Origin of the sequence: Sphingobacterium pedocola, from assembly GCF_015209965.1 — a bacterium.
GTDB classification, from domain to species: Bacteria; Bacteroidota; Bacteroidia; order Sphingobacteriales; family Sphingobacteriaceae; genus Sphingobacterium; species Sphingobacterium pedocola.
This window is the reverse complement of sequence record NZ_MU158689.1, coordinates 738,596-755,068: the sequence shown is the minus strand read 5'-3', so window position 1 is coordinate 755,068 and position 16,473 is coordinate 738,596. Positions and strand designations below refer to the sequence as shown.

13 protein-coding genes are annotated in these 16,473 nt (G+C 38.1%); 6 read left to right on the top strand and 7 right to left on the bottom strand.

Annotated elements, in window-relative coordinates:
- Positions 1–41 precede the first annotated feature (41 nt).
- A complete protein-coding gene (locus C4F40_RS03110; RefSeq protein ID WP_196937917.1) occupies positions 42–464 on the bottom strand; it encodes a T9SS type A sorting domain-containing protein in 423 nt (140 codons plus the stop codon).
- 213 nt (positions 465–677) lie between these two features.
- Here C4F40_RS03110 and C4F40_RS03105 point away from each other — a divergent pair, with 213 nt between their 5' ends.
- Positions 678–2,621, top strand: coding sequence for a KUP/HAK/KT family potassium transporter (locus C4F40_RS03105; RefSeq protein ID WP_196937916.1), 1,944 nt, complete (start codon positions 678–680; stop codon positions 2,619–2,621).
- A gap of 32 nt (positions 2,622–2,653) precedes the next feature.
- On the opposite strand, the gene C4F40_RS03100 is transcribed toward C4F40_RS03105, so the two are convergent.
- Complete coding sequence (locus C4F40_RS03100) at positions 2,654–4,348, bottom strand: amino acid permease (RefSeq protein WP_196937915.1); 1,695 nt, start codon at positions 4,346–4,348, stop codon at positions 2,654–2,656.
- 50 nt (positions 4,349–4,398) lie between these two features.
- The gene (locus C4F40_RS03095; protein WP_196937914.1) at positions 4,399–5,073 is read right to left on the bottom strand and encodes a competence protein CoiA family protein; all 675 of its coding nucleotides are present in this window, start codon (positions 5,071–5,073) and stop codon (positions 4,399–4,401) included.
- An 89-nt stretch (positions 5,074–5,162) separates the two neighbouring features.
- Here C4F40_RS03095 and tyrS point away from each other — a divergent pair, with 89 nt between their 5' ends.
- Complete coding sequence (gene tyrS / locus C4F40_RS03090) at positions 5,163–6,446, top strand: tyrosine--tRNA ligase (protein WP_196937913.1); 1,284 nt, start codon at positions 5,163–5,165, stop codon at positions 6,444–6,446.
- 24 nt (positions 6,447–6,470) lie between these two features.
- On the opposite strand, the gene C4F40_RS03085 is transcribed toward tyrS, so the two are convergent.
- Complete coding sequence (locus tag C4F40_RS03085; RefSeq protein WP_196937912.1) at positions 6,471–7,163, bottom strand: DUF4397 domain-containing protein; 693 nt, start codon at positions 7,161–7,163, stop codon at positions 6,471–6,473.
- Between the two features lie 303 nt (positions 7,164–7,466).
- Between C4F40_RS03085 and C4F40_RS03080 the strand changes: the two genes are divergently transcribed.
- From C4F40_RS03080 to C4F40_RS03070, 3 genes are read left to right on the top strand one after another with little or no spacing between them, the layout of a single operon-like run.
- A complete protein-coding gene (locus C4F40_RS03080; RefSeq protein ID WP_196937911.1) occupies positions 7,467–10,082 on the top strand; it encodes an FtsK/SpoIIIE family DNA translocase in 2,616 nt (871 codons plus the stop codon).
- Positions 10,083–10,730 carry an outer membrane lipoprotein periplasmic chaperone LolA1 gene (locus C4F40_RS03075; protein WP_231389900.1) on the top strand — a complete coding sequence of 216 codons (648 nt, stop codon included), beginning with the start codon at positions 10,083–10,085 and terminating at the stop codon, positions 10,728–10,730.
- A gap of 57 nt (positions 10,731–10,787) precedes the next feature.
- Complete coding sequence (locus tag C4F40_RS03070) at positions 10,788–11,831, top strand: LacI family DNA-binding transcriptional regulator (RefSeq protein ID WP_196937910.1); 1,044 nt, start codon at positions 10,788–10,790, stop codon at positions 11,829–11,831.
- A gap of 2 nt (positions 11,832–11,833) precedes the next feature.
- Here C4F40_RS03070 and C4F40_RS03065 read toward each other — a convergent pair whose 3' ends face one another.
- Genes C4F40_RS03065 through C4F40_RS03055 form a run of 3 tightly spaced genes read right to left on the bottom strand, consistent with a single transcriptional unit; the run spans position 11,834 to position 15,322 of the window.
- Entirely contained in the window at positions 11,834–13,276 is a 1,443-nt protein-coding gene (locus tag C4F40_RS03065) for an MFS transporter (protein ID WP_196937909.1), read from the bottom strand.
- A gap of 36 nt (positions 13,277–13,312) precedes the next feature.
- Entirely contained in the window at positions 13,313–14,482 is a 1,170-nt protein-coding gene (gene uxuA / locus C4F40_RS03060; RefSeq protein ID WP_196937908.1) for a mannonate dehydratase, read from the bottom strand.
- A gap of 18 nt (positions 14,483–14,500) precedes the next feature.
- A complete protein-coding gene (locus tag C4F40_RS03055; RefSeq protein WP_196937907.1) occupies positions 14,501–15,322 on the bottom strand; it encodes an SDR family oxidoreductase in 822 nt (273 codons plus the stop codon).
- A 157-nt stretch (positions 15,323–15,479) separates the two neighbouring features.
- Between C4F40_RS03055 and C4F40_RS03050 the strand changes: the two genes are divergently transcribed.
- Positions 15,480–16,472 carry a sugar kinase gene (locus C4F40_RS03050; protein ID WP_231389899.1) on the top strand — a complete coding sequence of 331 codons (993 nt, stop codon included), beginning with the start codon at positions 15,480–15,482 and terminating at the stop codon, positions 16,470–16,472.
- Position 16,473: the final 1 nt, after the last annotated feature.

Below are 16,473 nucleotides of genomic sequence, written 5' to 3'. Positions count from 1 at the left end.
ATGCGCTCGCTTAAATAAATTAAATATTTTAGTTGATAAAATTACCGTATAGACATCCTTTTTACGACAGCCTCTCCCCCCACGACGACTCGAAGAAAATAAAAACCTGGTGTTATTTTGTCATTAGCATCAAAAGCGAAAGATTGATTTCCACTTTCTAAAGTAGAGTTTGACAAATTCAGAACTTCGTTCCCCAATGCATCCATTAATTTAATACTTACTGTACCCTGTTTCGCTAACCTGAAAGAAACATTGATTTGTTGAGAAACCGGATTATAAAACGCCTTGACATTATTAATATTCTTCTCATTCTCTTCTTCATTAACAAATAATGAGGAAATGTATTGAGTTGCCGAGGTATGGGAATAATTATTAGTTCCACTTGCAAACGCAGTAGTAACAGAAATCAATAACAAGATATTGAAGACTCCTAATTTTACTATTTTGTGGATACTAAATTTCATTTATAGTTTGACAATTGCGTGGACATTTGGTTTAATCAAAACTATGACTTTCATTCCAAATAACCTAATACAAAAGTAGTTTATTACCTACGTAATTTCAATATTTTTTAAAAAAACACCTTATTTTAACAATTTTTAACAAGAATAGACGTTACGCCAATATTTCGTGTTAACTTGGCACAATTTTTTAAACGATCTTTTATACAATTCAAAATGGCAACAGACCGTCAGCATTCCTTAAATCGACTCAGTCTAGGGGGCTTGCTAGTAGCATTAGGTATTATTTTTGGTGATATAGGTACTTCCCCCCTTTATGTATTTAAGGCGATATTTAACAAAGGGATAATAGATTCCGATCTGGTTATTGGTAGTATCTCTTGCGTTTTTTGGACACTGACACTCCAGACAACCGTAAAATATGTTATTATCACCCTTAATGCAGATAATAAAGGTGAAGGCGGTATTCTTTCACTCTATTCCTTGGTGAGAAGAAAAGCCAAATGGCTAATCATTCCAGCTATTATTGGAGCTTCCACTCTCCTCGCAGACGGCATGATTACACCAGCGATTACTATTTCTTCCGCGGTAGAGGGTTTGGCTATTAAAAACCCGGATTTCCCAACGGTTCCTACTGTGATAGCCATTATTTCTCTGTTGTTCCTAATTCAACGATTTGGCACATCCATCGTAGGTAAAATATTTGGTCCTTTAATGTTTATTTGGTTCTCCACCATTGCAGTCATTGGCTTTAGATATATTGACAATGCGCCACAAGTGCTCAAAGCGATCAATCCTTATTATGCTATTGAAACCCTTATAAATTATCCCAATGCACTTTTTATAATTGGAGCAATTTTCTTATGTACCACGGGTGCCGAAGCCTTGTATTCAGACATGGGTCATTGTGGAAAAAAAAACATCCGTATCAGCTGGATTTTCGTGAAGCTATCCCTTCTCCTAAATTATTTTGGTCAAGGAGCTTGGTTACTTTTGCATGAAGGCACACAAATTGGCGAAACAAATCCGTTTTATGCAATTATGCCGGATTGGTTTGTAATCTATGGTGTTACCATTGCCACAATAGCCGCTGTAATTGCCAGTCAGGCAATGATTTCCGGATCGTTTACCCTCATATCAGAAGCAGTTAGGCTTAATATTTGGCCTAAAGTAGCCATCCGCTATCCTTCAGATCAAAAAGGTCAACTATACGTTCCATCTATTAACTTGATTTTATTCGTAGGATGTATGCTCATTATCTTTGTTTTCCGCGAATCGAGCAACATGGAAGCGGCATACGGCCTCGCTATCAACTTAACGTTTATCACTACCACGATACTGATGTGTTTCTTTCTACTTCGAAAACATATCAATAAAATTTGGATCATTTTATTTGCAGTTGTTTTTTTTACCATTGAAATTACGTTTTTATTGGGCAACGTGATCAAAATAGGACACGGTGGATGGCTTACGCTCTTACTAGCCTCCACTATCTTCGTTACGATGTTCTGCTGGTACGGCGCTCGCAAAATCAAAAATCGATATGTTCGATTTGTAGACATCAAAGAATTTTATCCATTAATAACAGAACTGAGTGATGATCTTTCCGTTCCAACATTCGCATCTCAATTGGTGTATTTAACAAGTGCGAACAATAAAGAAGAGATAGAAGCAAAAGTTATGTATTCAATCATTAATAAAAAACCAAAACGTGCTGATGTGTACTGGCTCGTGCATGTGGACGTGATGGATACACCCCATGCAAGAGATTATGTAGTTACGCAACTAATACCAGGGAAATTGGTCAGGATTGATTTCAAATTAGGTTTTAGAGAAGAGCAACGTATCAGCCTTCTCTTCCGCAAAGTGGTAGAAGATATGGTCAACAAGGGCGAAATTGATATCACGAGTCATTATAAAACGTTAAACAAATACAAAATTACAGGCGACTTTAATTTTGTTGTACTTGAAAAGATATTCAGTAAAACGACAGATCTAAACTGGGGGAATAGAATTATCATGGAGATATATAAATTGCTCAAACATTTTAGTTTGAGTGAAGAAAAAGGTTTTGGATTGGACAGCAGCTTCGTGACGCTCGAACGTGTACCTCTTAATATTCCTAACACAGATAACATCCGATTGAGGAGGCTTAAGTAGGTGTTGTCTAAAAGGCACGACAGTCGTGCCTTTTAGACTATTTCTTTTACGCTATTGAGTTTCGAATGTCGGTATCCATACATAAAGTAAATAACCAATCCAATTATAAGCCATATGACAAAGATCAACCAATTGCTTGCGCCGAGCTCGCTCATTAAATACAGATTAATTAATATCCCTGTGACAGGCAAGAGAGAGAAATTGTACTTAAAACTAAATATGCTCATTACAAACCAAGTCCCCCAGAATATCACCACGAGCGACTTATGAAGTATTACTTGCTTCGTCCCCAACGTTCTCCATTCTGAAAATCCCTCCTGACCGTATACATAAAGCAACACAAGGCCAATTATAAATCCTATCCCTACGATATATTTACCATTAACATACGGAACCTTGAATTTAGATTTTTTGGAAAGCCCAGAATGATCCATATACAATACCCCTCCACATACCAGTATAAAAGCAAAGAAAGTACCTACACTGGTCAGGTCTACGAAGAAATCCATCTTCATAAACAAAGCGGGAACAGCAACGACAAAGCCTGTGACAATCGTCGCATAGGAAGGTGTTTTATATTTCGGGTGTATTTTAGAGAATTTTTTGCTTAATAATCCATCCCTGCTCATCGTCATCCAAATGCGTGGCTGCGCTAATTGAAAAACCAATAATGCTGACGTAATGGCAATAACAGATGTTACGGAAATAATACCCGCCATTTGATCGAATCCCACGTAATGAAAAACATAGGCCAATGGATCTTTCACGTTTAATTCGGAAAAATTTACCATCCCCGTCAATACCAGCGTAATAGAAACATATAACACAGCACATATTACGAGGCAGTAGATCATGGCTTTAGGAAGGTCGCGCTGTGGATTTTTACATTCTTCCGCTGTCGTAGAAATGGAATCAAAGCCGATGAAGGCAAAGAATACGGCCGCTACACCACTTAATACACCTCCCATGCCATTTGGCGCAAAAGGCGTCCAGTTTTCCGGCTTTACAAAAAATAATCCGCCGAAAATAACAGCGAGAATGACGCCTATCTTAATAACGACCATAATATTGCTGGCACGTCTGGATTCTTTAATTCCAATATAAACCAGCCAGGTCACGAAAACCGTAATCAACCCAGCAGGTAGATCGAAAATTATAGGAAGTCCCGCTATGCGGGGAGCTGTTTCAAACGCTTGTAGCCCGATTTTATCGATACCGTTTAGATTTGCTGCACCTACTTCTAGCATTTTGGCATGCGCTTCAGCGGCATACGCCGGCGCCATCGTAAGCCAACGGGGGATGTGAATACCAAAACCTTCACACATCGAAACAAAATACTGCGACCAAGAAATGGCAACGACCATATTTGAAACAGCATACTCAAGTACCAAGGCCCAGCCGATAATCCATGCAAACAACTCTCCAAATGCTACATAAGCATATGTATAGGCGCTTCCAGAGACCGGTACAGTACTCGCAAATTGGGCATAAGACAATGCTGTAAAAACACAAGCAAATGCAACAAAAACAAAGAGCAAAGAAACTGCTGGCCCTCCGTTGTATGAGGCTAAACCAATCGTGCTGAATATGCCTGCGCCAACAATAGCTGCAATCCCTAAAGACACCAAGTCTCTTACGCCTAAAATTTTTGCTAACCCCGATCCATGAGATTCCGAATCGGACAAGATCTGCTCTACGCTTTTCTTCCTGAAAAGTCTATTTGCCATAATTTAGATTAAAAAATTTGTTGACAACAAAAATGATAAAATAACTTCATTTATTCTATTTTATCTTGAATTGCTAAAAAGATGTCTTTATAATTTTTCAAATAGTTGACCTCATAATTGATCAAATGATTGGTTAATTCAACCACATGCTGTTCACTTTCTTTAAAATCCCAGATTCGTCGGCAAATACTGAAAAGTGCATGTGAGATATTAGAAATATCCTCATATTGCATGATGTACTTCGATGTTATAAAACCATCATAGTAAGATAAAAAACGACCAATATCCACACTCCCCAACACCTTCAGAAAAGATGCCAAAACTGGGCGGTCAATTGAGGCCAAATGCTCATATAGTCTATTCACGTTTACTATACTATGCTTAATAAGTAAGTGATCTAGTAAAAGCTCTAAACTAACATGAGCAAGAAAGGAAGCACGGATCGGCAAATCCTGTACGGTATACTCAATTTGCTTACGTAAGGTATGGCTATGTGTATAGAAAAAATCCGAACTATGAAACAATTTATCCACTTCCACGTGTCGGATCCACCCCTCGTGCAAAGCGATACTTTTCGGATGAAAGTGGAGCCGATCTTCGTACTTATGAATTTGAAAAGAATAACTTTTATCTGCATTTTTCAATAGGTCTGGCAGCAATGCACCTAAGACCTTTTCAGCATCCAATGCAAACCGTTCAAAATAAAAATGGGATAAAAAATTCACTGCGAAAAGTTATATAGTGTTACGTATCGTAAGATACGGCTTAATCTTGTATATTTGCAATCTTAATAAAAAATTCTAAATCATTTCACATGAGTTTTGTAGAAGAATTACGTTGGAGAGGCATGCTTCAAGACATCATGCCCGGTACAGAAGAGTTATTAAATAAAGAAAAAGTCGCAGGGTATATAGGCTTTGATCCAACAGGTGATTCGTTACATGTAGGACATTTGACACAGATCATGACATTGATTCACTTTCAAAATTCGGGACACAAACCTGTAGCACTAGTAGGCGGAGCAACCGGAATGATCGGCGACCCATCTTTCAAATCTGCGGAAAGAAACCTTCTGGACGAAGACACATTACAATACAACGTAAATTGTTTAAAAAACCAGTTGTCTAAATTTCTAGAATTTGGAGAAGGTGCCAATAACGCTAAAATGGTAAACAATTATGATTGGTTTAAGGACTTCAGCTTTTTAGCGTTCATTCGTGATGTCGGCAAATTAATCACTGTCAACTACATGATGGCAAAAGACTCTGTAAAAAAACGACTCGAAGGCGACAACGGTTTATCTTTTACAGAATTCACCTATCAATTGATCCAAGGATATGACTTTTACTATTTGTGGAAACACCACAATTGTAAAGTTCAGATGGGGGGATCCGACCAGTGGGGAAATATTGTGACCGGTAGTGAAATGATCAGACGTCAAGATCAAGGAACAGCCTACGCCATTACGACACAACTGATAAAAAAGGCAGACGGACAAAAATTTGGCAAGACAGAATCTGGCGCAGTATGGTTAGATCCTCAGAAAACTTCTCCGTTTAAATACTACCAATTCTGGTTAAATACGTCAGACGATGACGCCAAAAACTGGATTAAAATTTTCACATTAAAGCCGAAAGAAGAGATCGATCAGATCATAGCAGAGCATGATGCAGCGCCTCATACAAGAACGGTTCAAAAGGCGTTAGCGAAAGATATAACTATCCGTACTCATTCTGAAAAGGATTACGAAACAGCATTAAAGACTACTGAATTTTTGTTCGGGAATGGTTCTTTAGCATTTTTAGCCCATTTAGATCACCAAGGCGTTTTAGAGGTATTTGAAGGTGTCCCTCAGTACACGGTAAGCAAAGCCGATTTGGAAAAAGGAATTAATATTCTGGATTTATTAGCCACGGATACTCATGTCTTCCCCTCTAAGGGTGAGACACGTAAAATGATACAAGGTGGAGGAGTTTCATTGAATAAAGAAAAGTTAGAGAACATTGAGCAGATCATTACTTCCTCAAACTTAATCAGTAGCAAATACTTAATCGTTCAAAAAGGAAAGAAGAATTACTTCCTAATCGTAGCTGAATAAAACATTGAAGGTGCGCTTGCACCTTCAATGTTTTATAACCTTAGCATCTATACCTAATCCTTCAACACTGCTTTTTTTATCACCTTTGATTAATAGTGTGTAGATGCCTTGATTTTGAGGTTCAAAATTTAGCTCTACCTTGACGTCGGCATCCTCGTCTGTAATTTGCAAATTATATCTTTTATTAATAGCTAGACTGATAAACGTAGAGACATCCTTATATTTAACATTCTGAAAATCAATTTCTTTATCGCCCGAAAAAACCTTCAAAGATGCCACATTACCCCCCAGATGAACTATACGGAGTTTTGCTTGGCCTTTAGCAGGTAACAATACGTTATCTTCAGATTGCAACAATTTTAGATCACCTTCTTTATAAACAAATACACTATAGATCTTACTCGGAACAAACGTTAACCTTCCGCTGTACATCTCTTGCTTGGTTCCAGAATAACTCGTCAGAGAAAATTCAACTTCTCCAGTATATGTATTTCTATAGGGAATATGCTCACCAAAAACAAGTTTTTCGGTTGTTTTATTCAGTTTAATTTTATTCACAAATACATCCATGCCAATCGATCCTGGCACCGCGTTAATCACACCCACCGACGACAAATTAATCGGACTGTCATACATCCCTTCTATATCCGACTTGTCACAGCCAAACAACATTACAAATAGCACACTGCACAAAACAGCCCTTATTTTCGGCATCATAGCGTATTAATTTACTGATAATATAAAAATATTCACTCGCCCAAGGCGAGACCGATACGTCATTCTGAAATAGCGCGAAGCGAGTGTATATGAATCTATTAGTCCTCTATCTATAAAATAATGTCAGTGCAAATAATCCATTTTAAAACCCACAAGACATGAACAATATTCCACATGACCTTTATATATGAATAAAAACGTAATAAGGCAAGGAATTGCTACAAGTTACTAGAAATACATCTGAACACCACACTTTTTATGGCTATTTTTTTTAAGTTTGTATGGGGAAATTATCACATTTTCATGGCATATAAAGGAAATACATTCAAAAATAGCGGACAATCTAGAACAATCAAAGAAGGCAAAGAATCGACTAAAATCACTTACAAGAAAAGAGATTCATTTGTTAAATCATTTGATAATATAGATTTTTCGGAAGGTCAACGCAAAGTGCTGAAGATACTTGGGCTGTTGCTATTATTGACAGCTTTTGCATTTGCAGTATCTTTTGTTTCATATTTATTTACGTGGAAAGACGACCAAAGTTATATTGCAATCAGTAATGGTGGTTGGAGCACGCTATTCAGTACTAATGAAGAAATAACAGATGACACGATAGACGTAGTCGTTGTACAGAATAAGTTAGGCAAACTTGGTGCCCTATTATCCAATCAATTTATATATGAATGGTTTGGCATCGCTTCTTTTTTGTTCATCTTAATTCTTTTTGTAGTAGGATACAAATTAATATACCGTAAATCTTTACTCCCTATTTGGAAGACACTGCTTTATTCGGGTTTAGGCATTATTTACTTGTCGGTAACGTTAGGTTTTATTCAGGACTATATCGCTGAGACGCCCCATATTCTAGAAGGAAAATTTGGCTATTGGACTAATCAGTTGTTAAATGCACAAATCGGAAAACTCGGAGTAGCGGGCTTATTGATATTTGCCTACCTAACGGTACTAATATTGGTTTATAATTTTGATCTTAAATTCTCGTTTCAAAAAGAAAAACTAAACAAAAAGGTTTCTGAATATAAAGATGATATCGAGTCCAGTAGCGAAGCAGCCTCCTTCAGGGAAAATACAGTAAAAACAAATCCCGTCGTTTCGCCTTCTAAAACAGCAATTACCCCCAATGTAAGTTTTGAACATGATTTCGAAGAAGAAGGATTGGATGAAAACGAAATTGTAAAAAGCGTGCATTTTGACACCAAACCGCCTTTTCCTCAAAACACGACAAAAAGTACGGACATAGATCGCCAAGAGATTGAATTGTCGTTGGACACTCCTTTAGAAATCGAAACACCAAATCATACAGACGAACCTGTTTTGAGTGTAGCGGAAGTAAAGGAAGAAAAAGCGATAACAGCAAATGATCTTGTAGCCCAATTCGGAGAATATGATCCAAAACTTGATCTTTCAGGTTACCAATACCCCACACTGGAATTGTTGAAAGAATATGGAAGTGGTAAAATAACCATCAACCAGCACGAACTAGAAGCTAATAAAAATAAAATTGTAGACACATTACGAAACTACAACATTGAAATTGAACACATTAAAGCTACTATTGGTCCAACGGTGACTTTATATGAAATAATTCCAAAACCAGGAGTTCGTATTTCAAAGATAAAAAATCTGGAAGATGATATAGCCTTGAGTCTAGCGGCTTTAGGAATCCGTATTATTGCACCAATGCCGGGCAAAGGAACAATCGGTATCGAAGTACCTAACAGCAATCCGGAGATGGTTTCCATGCGTTCGGTTTTAGCAACAGAAAAGTTTCAAAAAACAGACATGGATTTACCTATTGCATTAGGTAAAACTATTTCTAACGAAGTCTATATCGCAGACCTGGCCAAGATGCCTCACTTGTTGGTCGCCGGAGCTACCGGGCAGGGTAAATCTGTCGGTATAAATGCAATTTTGACTTCTTTATTATATAAAAAGCATCCTTCAGAACTAAAATTTGTATTGGTAGATCCGAAAAAGGTAGAACTATCCCTTTTCAAGAAAGTGGAACGTCATTTCCTTGCCAAGCTTCCCGGAGAGGAGGACGCTATTATTACCGATACAAAAAAGGTAATCAACACGCTTAATTCCCTTTGTATCGAAATGGATCAGCGTTATGATCTGCTTAAAAATGGACAAGTACGAAATTTAAAAGAATATAACGTAAAATTTATCAACCGCAGATTAAACCCTGAGGAGGGTCATCGATTCTTACCTTTTATAGTTCTTATTGTTGATGAATTTGCAGATTTGATGATGACAGCAGGAAAAGAGGTTGAAACTCCAATTGCGCGCTTAGCACAGTTGGCTCGCGCAGTGGGTATTCACTTAGTTATTGCGACACAACGTCCTTCGGTAAATATCATTACTGGTACAATCAAAGCCAATTTCCCCGCGCGTTTGGCATTTCGTGTACTGTCTAAGGTTGATTCACGAACGATCTTGGATTCGGGCGGAGCCGATCAGCTTATCGGCCGTGGAGATATGCTTTTAGCCACTGGAAGCGATTTGATCCGTATACAGTGTGCTTTTGTAGACACCCCGGAAGTTGAAGGGATATCTGACTTCATCGGAAGCCAAAGAGGATATCCTTCAGCATTCATGCTTCCAGAATATGTCGATGAATCGGGAGAAGGGAGTGGCTCAATGGACTTCGACTTATCTGATCGAGATCAACTTTTTGAAGAAGCTGCCCGTCTAATCGTTATGCATCAACAAGGCTCTACATCTTTAATCCAGCGCAAGCTAAAACTGGGATACAATAGAGCTGGACGTATCATCGATCAGTTAGAGGCTGCCGGAATTGTAGGTCCATTTGAAGGAAGTAAAGCTAGAGAAGTACTTTATCCAGATGAATATTCCTTAGAGCAATATTTAGAAACATTAAAAAATCAAAATTAGATGATGAAAACACATTGCATTTTAACATTACTACTTGGTTTTGCTGCTCTTGTTACAAATGCGCAATCGGATACCGGTGCAAAAAAAATATTGGATGAAGTAGCCAAAAAGTATGACAGCTATAAAACCGCACAAGCCGACTTCGGATTCTTGGTTACCGATGCTGAAAACAAGTCTTATTCGGATCAAGGTACCTTATTCCTTAACAAGGTTAAAAATCAATATCAGATTCGACTTAAGGATCAACAACTTATTTCAGACGGTCAATCTGTATGGACGATTTTGAAAGAAGAAAAGGAAATTCAAATAACCGACGCAGACAATAGCACAGATGTTATCGGTCCGAATAACCTTTTTACTTTTTACAAAACCGGTTTTAAATACATAGGGATGTCTGATGAGAAAGTAGGGGCAAATACACTATCTGTCATTGAAATGGCTCCTTTAGACACCAAAAAGAACTATTTCAAAATTAAAGTGCGTATAAATAAAAACAAACATATCCATGATGTCAGTATTTATGACAAATCGGGTTCTAAATACACGTATACGATCCACAAACTGTATGTCAATCATCGTATTCCAAGTTCACAATTTGTATTTAATAACAAGGAATATCCGAATTTTGAAGTGGTAGACTTGAGATAATAAATTTGGATTAACTCAGATGTATTTTTGTATCTTTAAGAAATTAGACGTTGAAGAATGGGCAAGGTAACACTTAAGGAAATGGCTAAAGTTTTGAACCTATCGGTATCTACAGTTTCCAAAGCTTTAAACGATAGCCATGAAATAAGCGATGCTACAAAGAGAATTGTAAAGAAATTTGCAAAAGAGCGTAATTACCAACCAAACCCTTTAGCAAAATACCTGAAGCTTGGAAGATCTAATAGTATTGGCGTAATATTGCCCTCTATTGGCAACCCCTTTCATAGTCAGATCATTGAGAGCCTGCATAACCATGCTAGCCTACATAATTTCAACTTGATTATTATGCAGAGCAAGGATTCTGAAGAAATAGAGACAAAGGCCATACAGACACTTTTAAATCAAGGGATTGACGGAATTATCATTTCTCCTGCTCATGATACATCCAATATAGCGTTGTTGAAAAAGGTTCATGAGAGTACTTGCCCGGTTATTATATTTGATCGAATTAATTACGATCTCGATACGTATAAGATAGGTGTTAATAATTTTCAGAGTGGATTTGATGCTACGGTGGAATTAATAAAAGCAGAACGTAGAAAAATTGTCATTCTCTGTGGTAAAAATATCGGTGTTACAAAGCAAAGGCTAGCAGGATACGAAGAAGCCCTTACGAGACATGACATTGAAGTAAATCACGATTATATCGTTTATTGTAACTACAAAAATAATTTTGAAGACTTTGACAATGATCTGAAAGAAAAAATAGCCTCTTTAATGAAAGATCCATCCACTGCACCAAACGCTATTTTCGGCACTACTGATACCTTGACGACCCGTGTATTGGGGATATTGGCGGATTTGGGAATCCAAGTCCCTAATGAATTAGCGGTGATAGGATTTGCAAATACTGAAATAGCAAATAGTCTTAATCCTGCATTATCGACGATCAGACAACCTACAGCAGAAATTGCCTCGTTATCTATAGAGATGCTTATCAGGCTCATAACTACAAAAAAAAATCGAAGTCAAATAGATTTTCAAGAATTTAAACTTGATTCATCTATTCAACTTCGAAAATCGACAGACGTAGATTCTTAAACCTACATCTCCACTAATTTCATTTTAGGCACTAAGGCTTTCATTACTGTCCAAGCGATGAGATAGGCTACCCCACAAATCGAGAATATAATAAAATATCCAGCTTCTTCACCCTGGAATCCCATAAACTGCATATTAGTACGTCCAGCAAAGTCGAAAAGTACGCCCGATGATTTGTTGATTATAAAGGCTCCAATACCTCCAGCGAGTCCGCCGATTCCTGTTACCGTAGCGATAGCTTTCTTAGGAAACATATCACCAACCGTAGAGAAGATATTAGCAGACCATGCTTGATGTGCTGCGCCGCCTATACCGATCAAAACCACAGGAAACCAATAGCTAAGGTGTCCCAAAGGTTGAGCTAACATCACCACGAGTGGAAGAAATGCGAAAATTAACATCGCTTTCATACGACCAGCATATGGATTCATTCCTAGTTTATCTACAAAATAAGTCGGCAACCAACCGCCGATAATAGACAAAAGCGTAATCGCATAAAGGACAAAAACAGCCAACTGCCCTTCAAAATCAGAAGATTTAATGTCGTATACAGAACTCAAGTAGGCTGGCATCCAAAACAAGAAAAACCACCATACGCCATCTGTCATAAATTTACCAAAAGCGAATGCCCATGTTTGTTTGTATTTCAAACATGATAAAATAGAAACTCTTTCCATCTTCTTTCTTGCATTCAAATCTGCATTTTCTTCCAATGTATTATCTTGCTGTATATAATTTAGCTCTGCCTCATTAACCCTAGGATTACCTTCTGGTTTATCGTACATAAACACCCAAAACCCCATCCATACAAAGCCCAAGGCACCAATGATAATAAATGACATTTCCCAGCCCCACAACTTTGCAATAAGAGGAATACTCAACGGGGCAACCAAAGCACCTACCGTTGCGCCGGCGTTGAATATGCTCGTAGAGTATGCTCTGTCTTTTTTTGGAAAATACTCGGCTGTGGCTTTGATGGCAGCCGGAAAGTTACCAGCCTCACCGATCGCGAGAATTAGTCTTGCAAAAATAAATAAAACCACACTCACATTGATTACTCGTCCGACATCTTGGACATGACTAATAGCTTCCTTAGCTCCTTCAAACCCAACAAACCATTCACCAGCAACAATACCCGAAGTTGCAATTCCACAAAAAGCATGTAGGATCGCTCCTACTGACCATATACCTATCGCCCATAAGAATCCCTTCTTCGTATCCATCCAATCGACGAATCGACCAGCAAAAAGCATACTAATAGCGTAAAAAATCGAAAATAACGCGGTGATATTACCGTAATCATTGTTTGTCCAGTGAAATTCCGGAGCAATAAAATCCTTCCACGTTAAAGATAGTACTTGACGATCTAAATAATTAATAGTAGTAGCAAAAAAAAGTAAGGCGCAAATTGACCACCTGTACTTACTCATTGAATTAGACTTCATAAAGTTTATTATAACAAGGTTTAGTAAATATTAAAGTTACACTTTTGAGCGAATTAATCCTAATTCCAGCCCACGAATTTCAGCCAACCCCTTTAATCGGCCTATTGCTGAATAACCAGGATTCGTTACCTTTTCCAAATCATCCAACATTTGATGTCCATGATCAGGTCTAAATGGAATAGGTTCTTGTCTTCTTTGGTTTTCGGCAATAAAGATACTTAGCACGGTAGCCATGTCCACATCACCATCCAAATGGTCGGCTTCATAGAAATTACCCTGTTCATCTTTTTTCACATTACGGAAATGTGCAAAATGTACACGGTGTTTTAACGCTTCTGCTATTTCAGGCACATTATTATTCACGCCTGCTCCTAAAGAACCCGTACAAAAACAGACACCATTAAAATCTCGGTCTAGTCCATTAATAATCTTGAGATAATCATCTTTATTAGAAGCGATCCTAGGCAAACCTAATATCGGATAAGGAGGATCATCCGGGTGGATAGCCATCTTAATACCGTTTTCCTCGCATACCTCAGCGATTTCATTCAAAAACCAAAGCAGGTTACTAAGCAATCCTTCGAATCCAATTTCTTTATATATTTCAAGACTTGTGTGAAGATCTTCTAAACTTATATCTTTTTCGCTTGGAATCCCCATTAGGATAACCCTATTCAGCTCTTCAATATCTGCTGGAGTGAATCCTTCAAACCGCTTTTTTGCCGCCGCGGCTATTTCCTCAGGATAATCTTTTTCTGCCTGCTCTCTTTTCAAGACAAAAATATCGAATGCGGCCAAATCAGTCCAGTTAAAATAAAGCGCTTTCGCACCATTCTTTAATTCCAGATCGAGTTTAGTTCTTGTCCAATCTAGTACCGGCATAAAGTTATATGTGACAATATGTACACCAGACGACGCAAGGTTGCGTAATGATTGCTTATAATTTTCAATATATTTTCCAGCATCACTTCTTCTCGTTTTGATAGCTTCGTGTACCGGAACGCTTTCAACCACGGACCACCTAAGTCCCGAATCCTCTATAATCTTTTTCCGCTCTTGTATATCTTCCAAGGGCCAAACATCTCCGTGTGCTATGTGATGTAATGCGGTGACAATCCCCGTAGCGCCGGCTTGTTTTACATCTTGTAGACTGACCGAATCGTTAGGCCCATACCATCTCCAAGTTTGTTCAAATCTATTTTTCATTATTAAAATTTTGTGCTATTAAACTCCACTCCACGCATTAAATCCCCCGTCAACATATACCGTTTCTCCAGAAACAAAAGACGAGGCATCGCTCAATAAATAAACCAATGTACCCTCTAACTCAGAAGGATCTCCTAGTCTTGAAAAAGGTGTTCCGTTGATAAATTTTTGTGCGCGAGATGTATATGTCCCATCTGTATTAGTGAGCAAGGCCCTATTTTGTTCCGTCAAAAATACGCCCGGAGCAATTGCATTTACTCTAACCTTGTCACCGTAACGCAAGGCCAATTCAGTCGCCATCCATTTAGTATATCCAACAACACCATTTTTGGCCACGGTATAACCCAATACACGGGTAATAGCCTGGCTCGACGACAGCGAGCCTATATTAATAATAGAGCCTTTGCCATTTTCAGCAATTATTTTCCCAAAAACATGAGTCGGAATTATCGTTCCAAAAAGATTTAATTCAATAGCTTTAATCGTATCTTGTACATCTGTAGCGAAGAGGTCATCTTCGGGAGTAATTGTTGCACCTTGAATATTACCTCCTGCTGCGTTTACCAAACCATCTATTGTTCCCCATTTCGCCAATATCTGCTCCCGAGCGGCAATCATTGATTGCTCATTCATCACGTCGCCTACAATAGCAAGCCCTTCACTTCCGAAAGTCTCCACTAATCGCACTCGCTCATCCGCACGTTTCTGATCCCGACCAATAATACATACTTTGGCCTTTGCTTCTGCAAGCGCCTTCACAAAAGATTTTCCTAAAACACCCGTTCCTCCAGTGACGATTATTACTTTTCCTTTCAAGGAAAATTTTTCTAAAACGTTCATTTAACAATTGTTTATAATTTTATCAAAGCAAGATACCCAAAAAATTAACAATAAATGAACGTAAAATACGATAACGATTGCGGTAAATTTATACATTAGCGACCTCCTATTTATCACAGTTAAATCGTATTTTAGAGCATTAATCAAAACTATTGTAATGAAAAGCGTTTTATCTTTTGGAGAAATATTGATCAGACAACAAGCTGTAGGCAATTCCTTTTTTGAAAAAGGCAATAATTTATCCAGATTGTATCCGGGAGGGTCAGAGGCAAATGTGGCTGTGTCGTTGGCACAAATGGGGACAAAAACTTCCTACTATAGTGCTTTTCCCGACAATCCGCTATCCTCCGAGATTATAGCAGTACTCCACGAATCCGGTGTCGGCACCTCTAAAATTTCTAAAATAGGCGATAGAATAGGATCATATATTCTCCTATCTGCCAACGGTCTTACCAAAGGAGAGGTAATATATGATCGAAAATATTCTAGTTTTAGCCAGCTTCATCCAGCAGATATTGATTACGGGTCGTTACTGGAAAATGTAGATTGGCTACATTGGACTGCGCTTACTCCTGCTCTTAATGAACAAATGGCTTCGTTGACAGATTACTTATTGAAAGAAGCAAGTTCAAGAAATATCACAATTTCAGTAGATTTGAATTACAGAAGTAAACTATGGCAATACGGCAAACAACCCATCGAAGTAATGCCTCAATTGGTCGAATACTGTGATGTAGTAATGGGCAATATATGGGCCGCGAATAAAATGCTGGGATCATCTATTGATGACTCCCTGAACCGGGAAACCGAGGTTCAAACATATTATGAATATGCGATAAAATCGGCGAAGGAGATATTTGATAAATTTCATAAAACGAAGCATATCGCCAATACCTATCGTTTTATGGATAACCCGACACATAATCTCTTCTATGGAACCTATCATTCAAGAGAAGAAAACGGCATCTCTCAAATATATGAAACGAATGCCGTCATCGATCGCATAGGAAGTGGCGATGCGTTTATGGCCGGATTCATTCATGCCTTAAAAAACACGACTGACGCTCGGGAAATAATTGAAATAGCTACAGGAGCAGGATATCAAAAGCTATTTGTAGAAGGCGATTTTGGAAACGGAAAATTTAAATAAT

Excerpts from the sequence above, each read along its gene's own strand:
- uxuA (WP_196937908.1), bottom strand. The coding sequence starts at position 14,482 with ATGAAAAATAGATTTGAACAAACTTGGAGATGGTATGGGCCTAACGAT.
- C4F40_RS03050 (WP_231389899.1), top strand. The coding sequence starts at position 15,480 with ATGAAAAGCGTTTTATCTTTTGGAGAAATATTGATCAGACAACAAGCT.
- C4F40_RS03100 (WP_196937915.1), bottom strand. The coding sequence starts at position 4,348 with ATGGCAAATAGACTTTTCAGGAAGAAAAGCGTAGAGCAGATCTTGTCC.
- C4F40_RS03075 (WP_231389900.1), top strand. The coding sequence starts at position 10,083 with ATGATGAAAACACATTGCATTTTAACATTACTACTTGGTTTTGCTGCT.
- C4F40_RS03055 (WP_196937907.1), bottom strand. The coding sequence starts at position 15,322 with ATGAACGTTTTAGAAAAATTTTCCTTGAAAGGAAAAGTAATAATCGTC.
- C4F40_RS03080 (WP_196937911.1), top strand. The coding sequence starts at position 7,467 with ATGGCATATAAAGGAAATACATTCAAAAATAGCGGACAATCTAGAACA.
- C4F40_RS03070 (WP_196937910.1), top strand. The coding sequence starts at position 10,788 with ATGGGCAAGGTAACACTTAAGGAAATGGCTAAAGTTTTGAACCTATCG.
- C4F40_RS03065 (WP_196937909.1), bottom strand. The coding sequence starts at position 13,276 with ATGAAGTCTAATTCAATGAGTAAGTACAGGTGGTCAATTTGCGCCTTA.
- tyrS (WP_196937913.1), top strand. The coding sequence starts at position 5,163 with ATGAGTTTTGTAGAAGAATTACGTTGGAGAGGCATGCTTCAAGACATC.
- C4F40_RS03105 (WP_196937916.1), top strand. The coding sequence starts at position 678 with ATGGCAACAGACCGTCAGCATTCCTTAAATCGACTCAGTCTAGGGGGC.
- C4F40_RS03085 (WP_196937912.1), bottom strand. The coding sequence starts at position 7,163 with ATGATGCCGAAAATAAGGGCTGTTTTGTGCAGTGTGCTATTTGTAATG.
- C4F40_RS03110 (WP_196937917.1), bottom strand. The coding sequence starts at position 464 with ATGAAATTTAGTATCCACAAAATAGTAAAATTAGGAGTCTTCAATATC.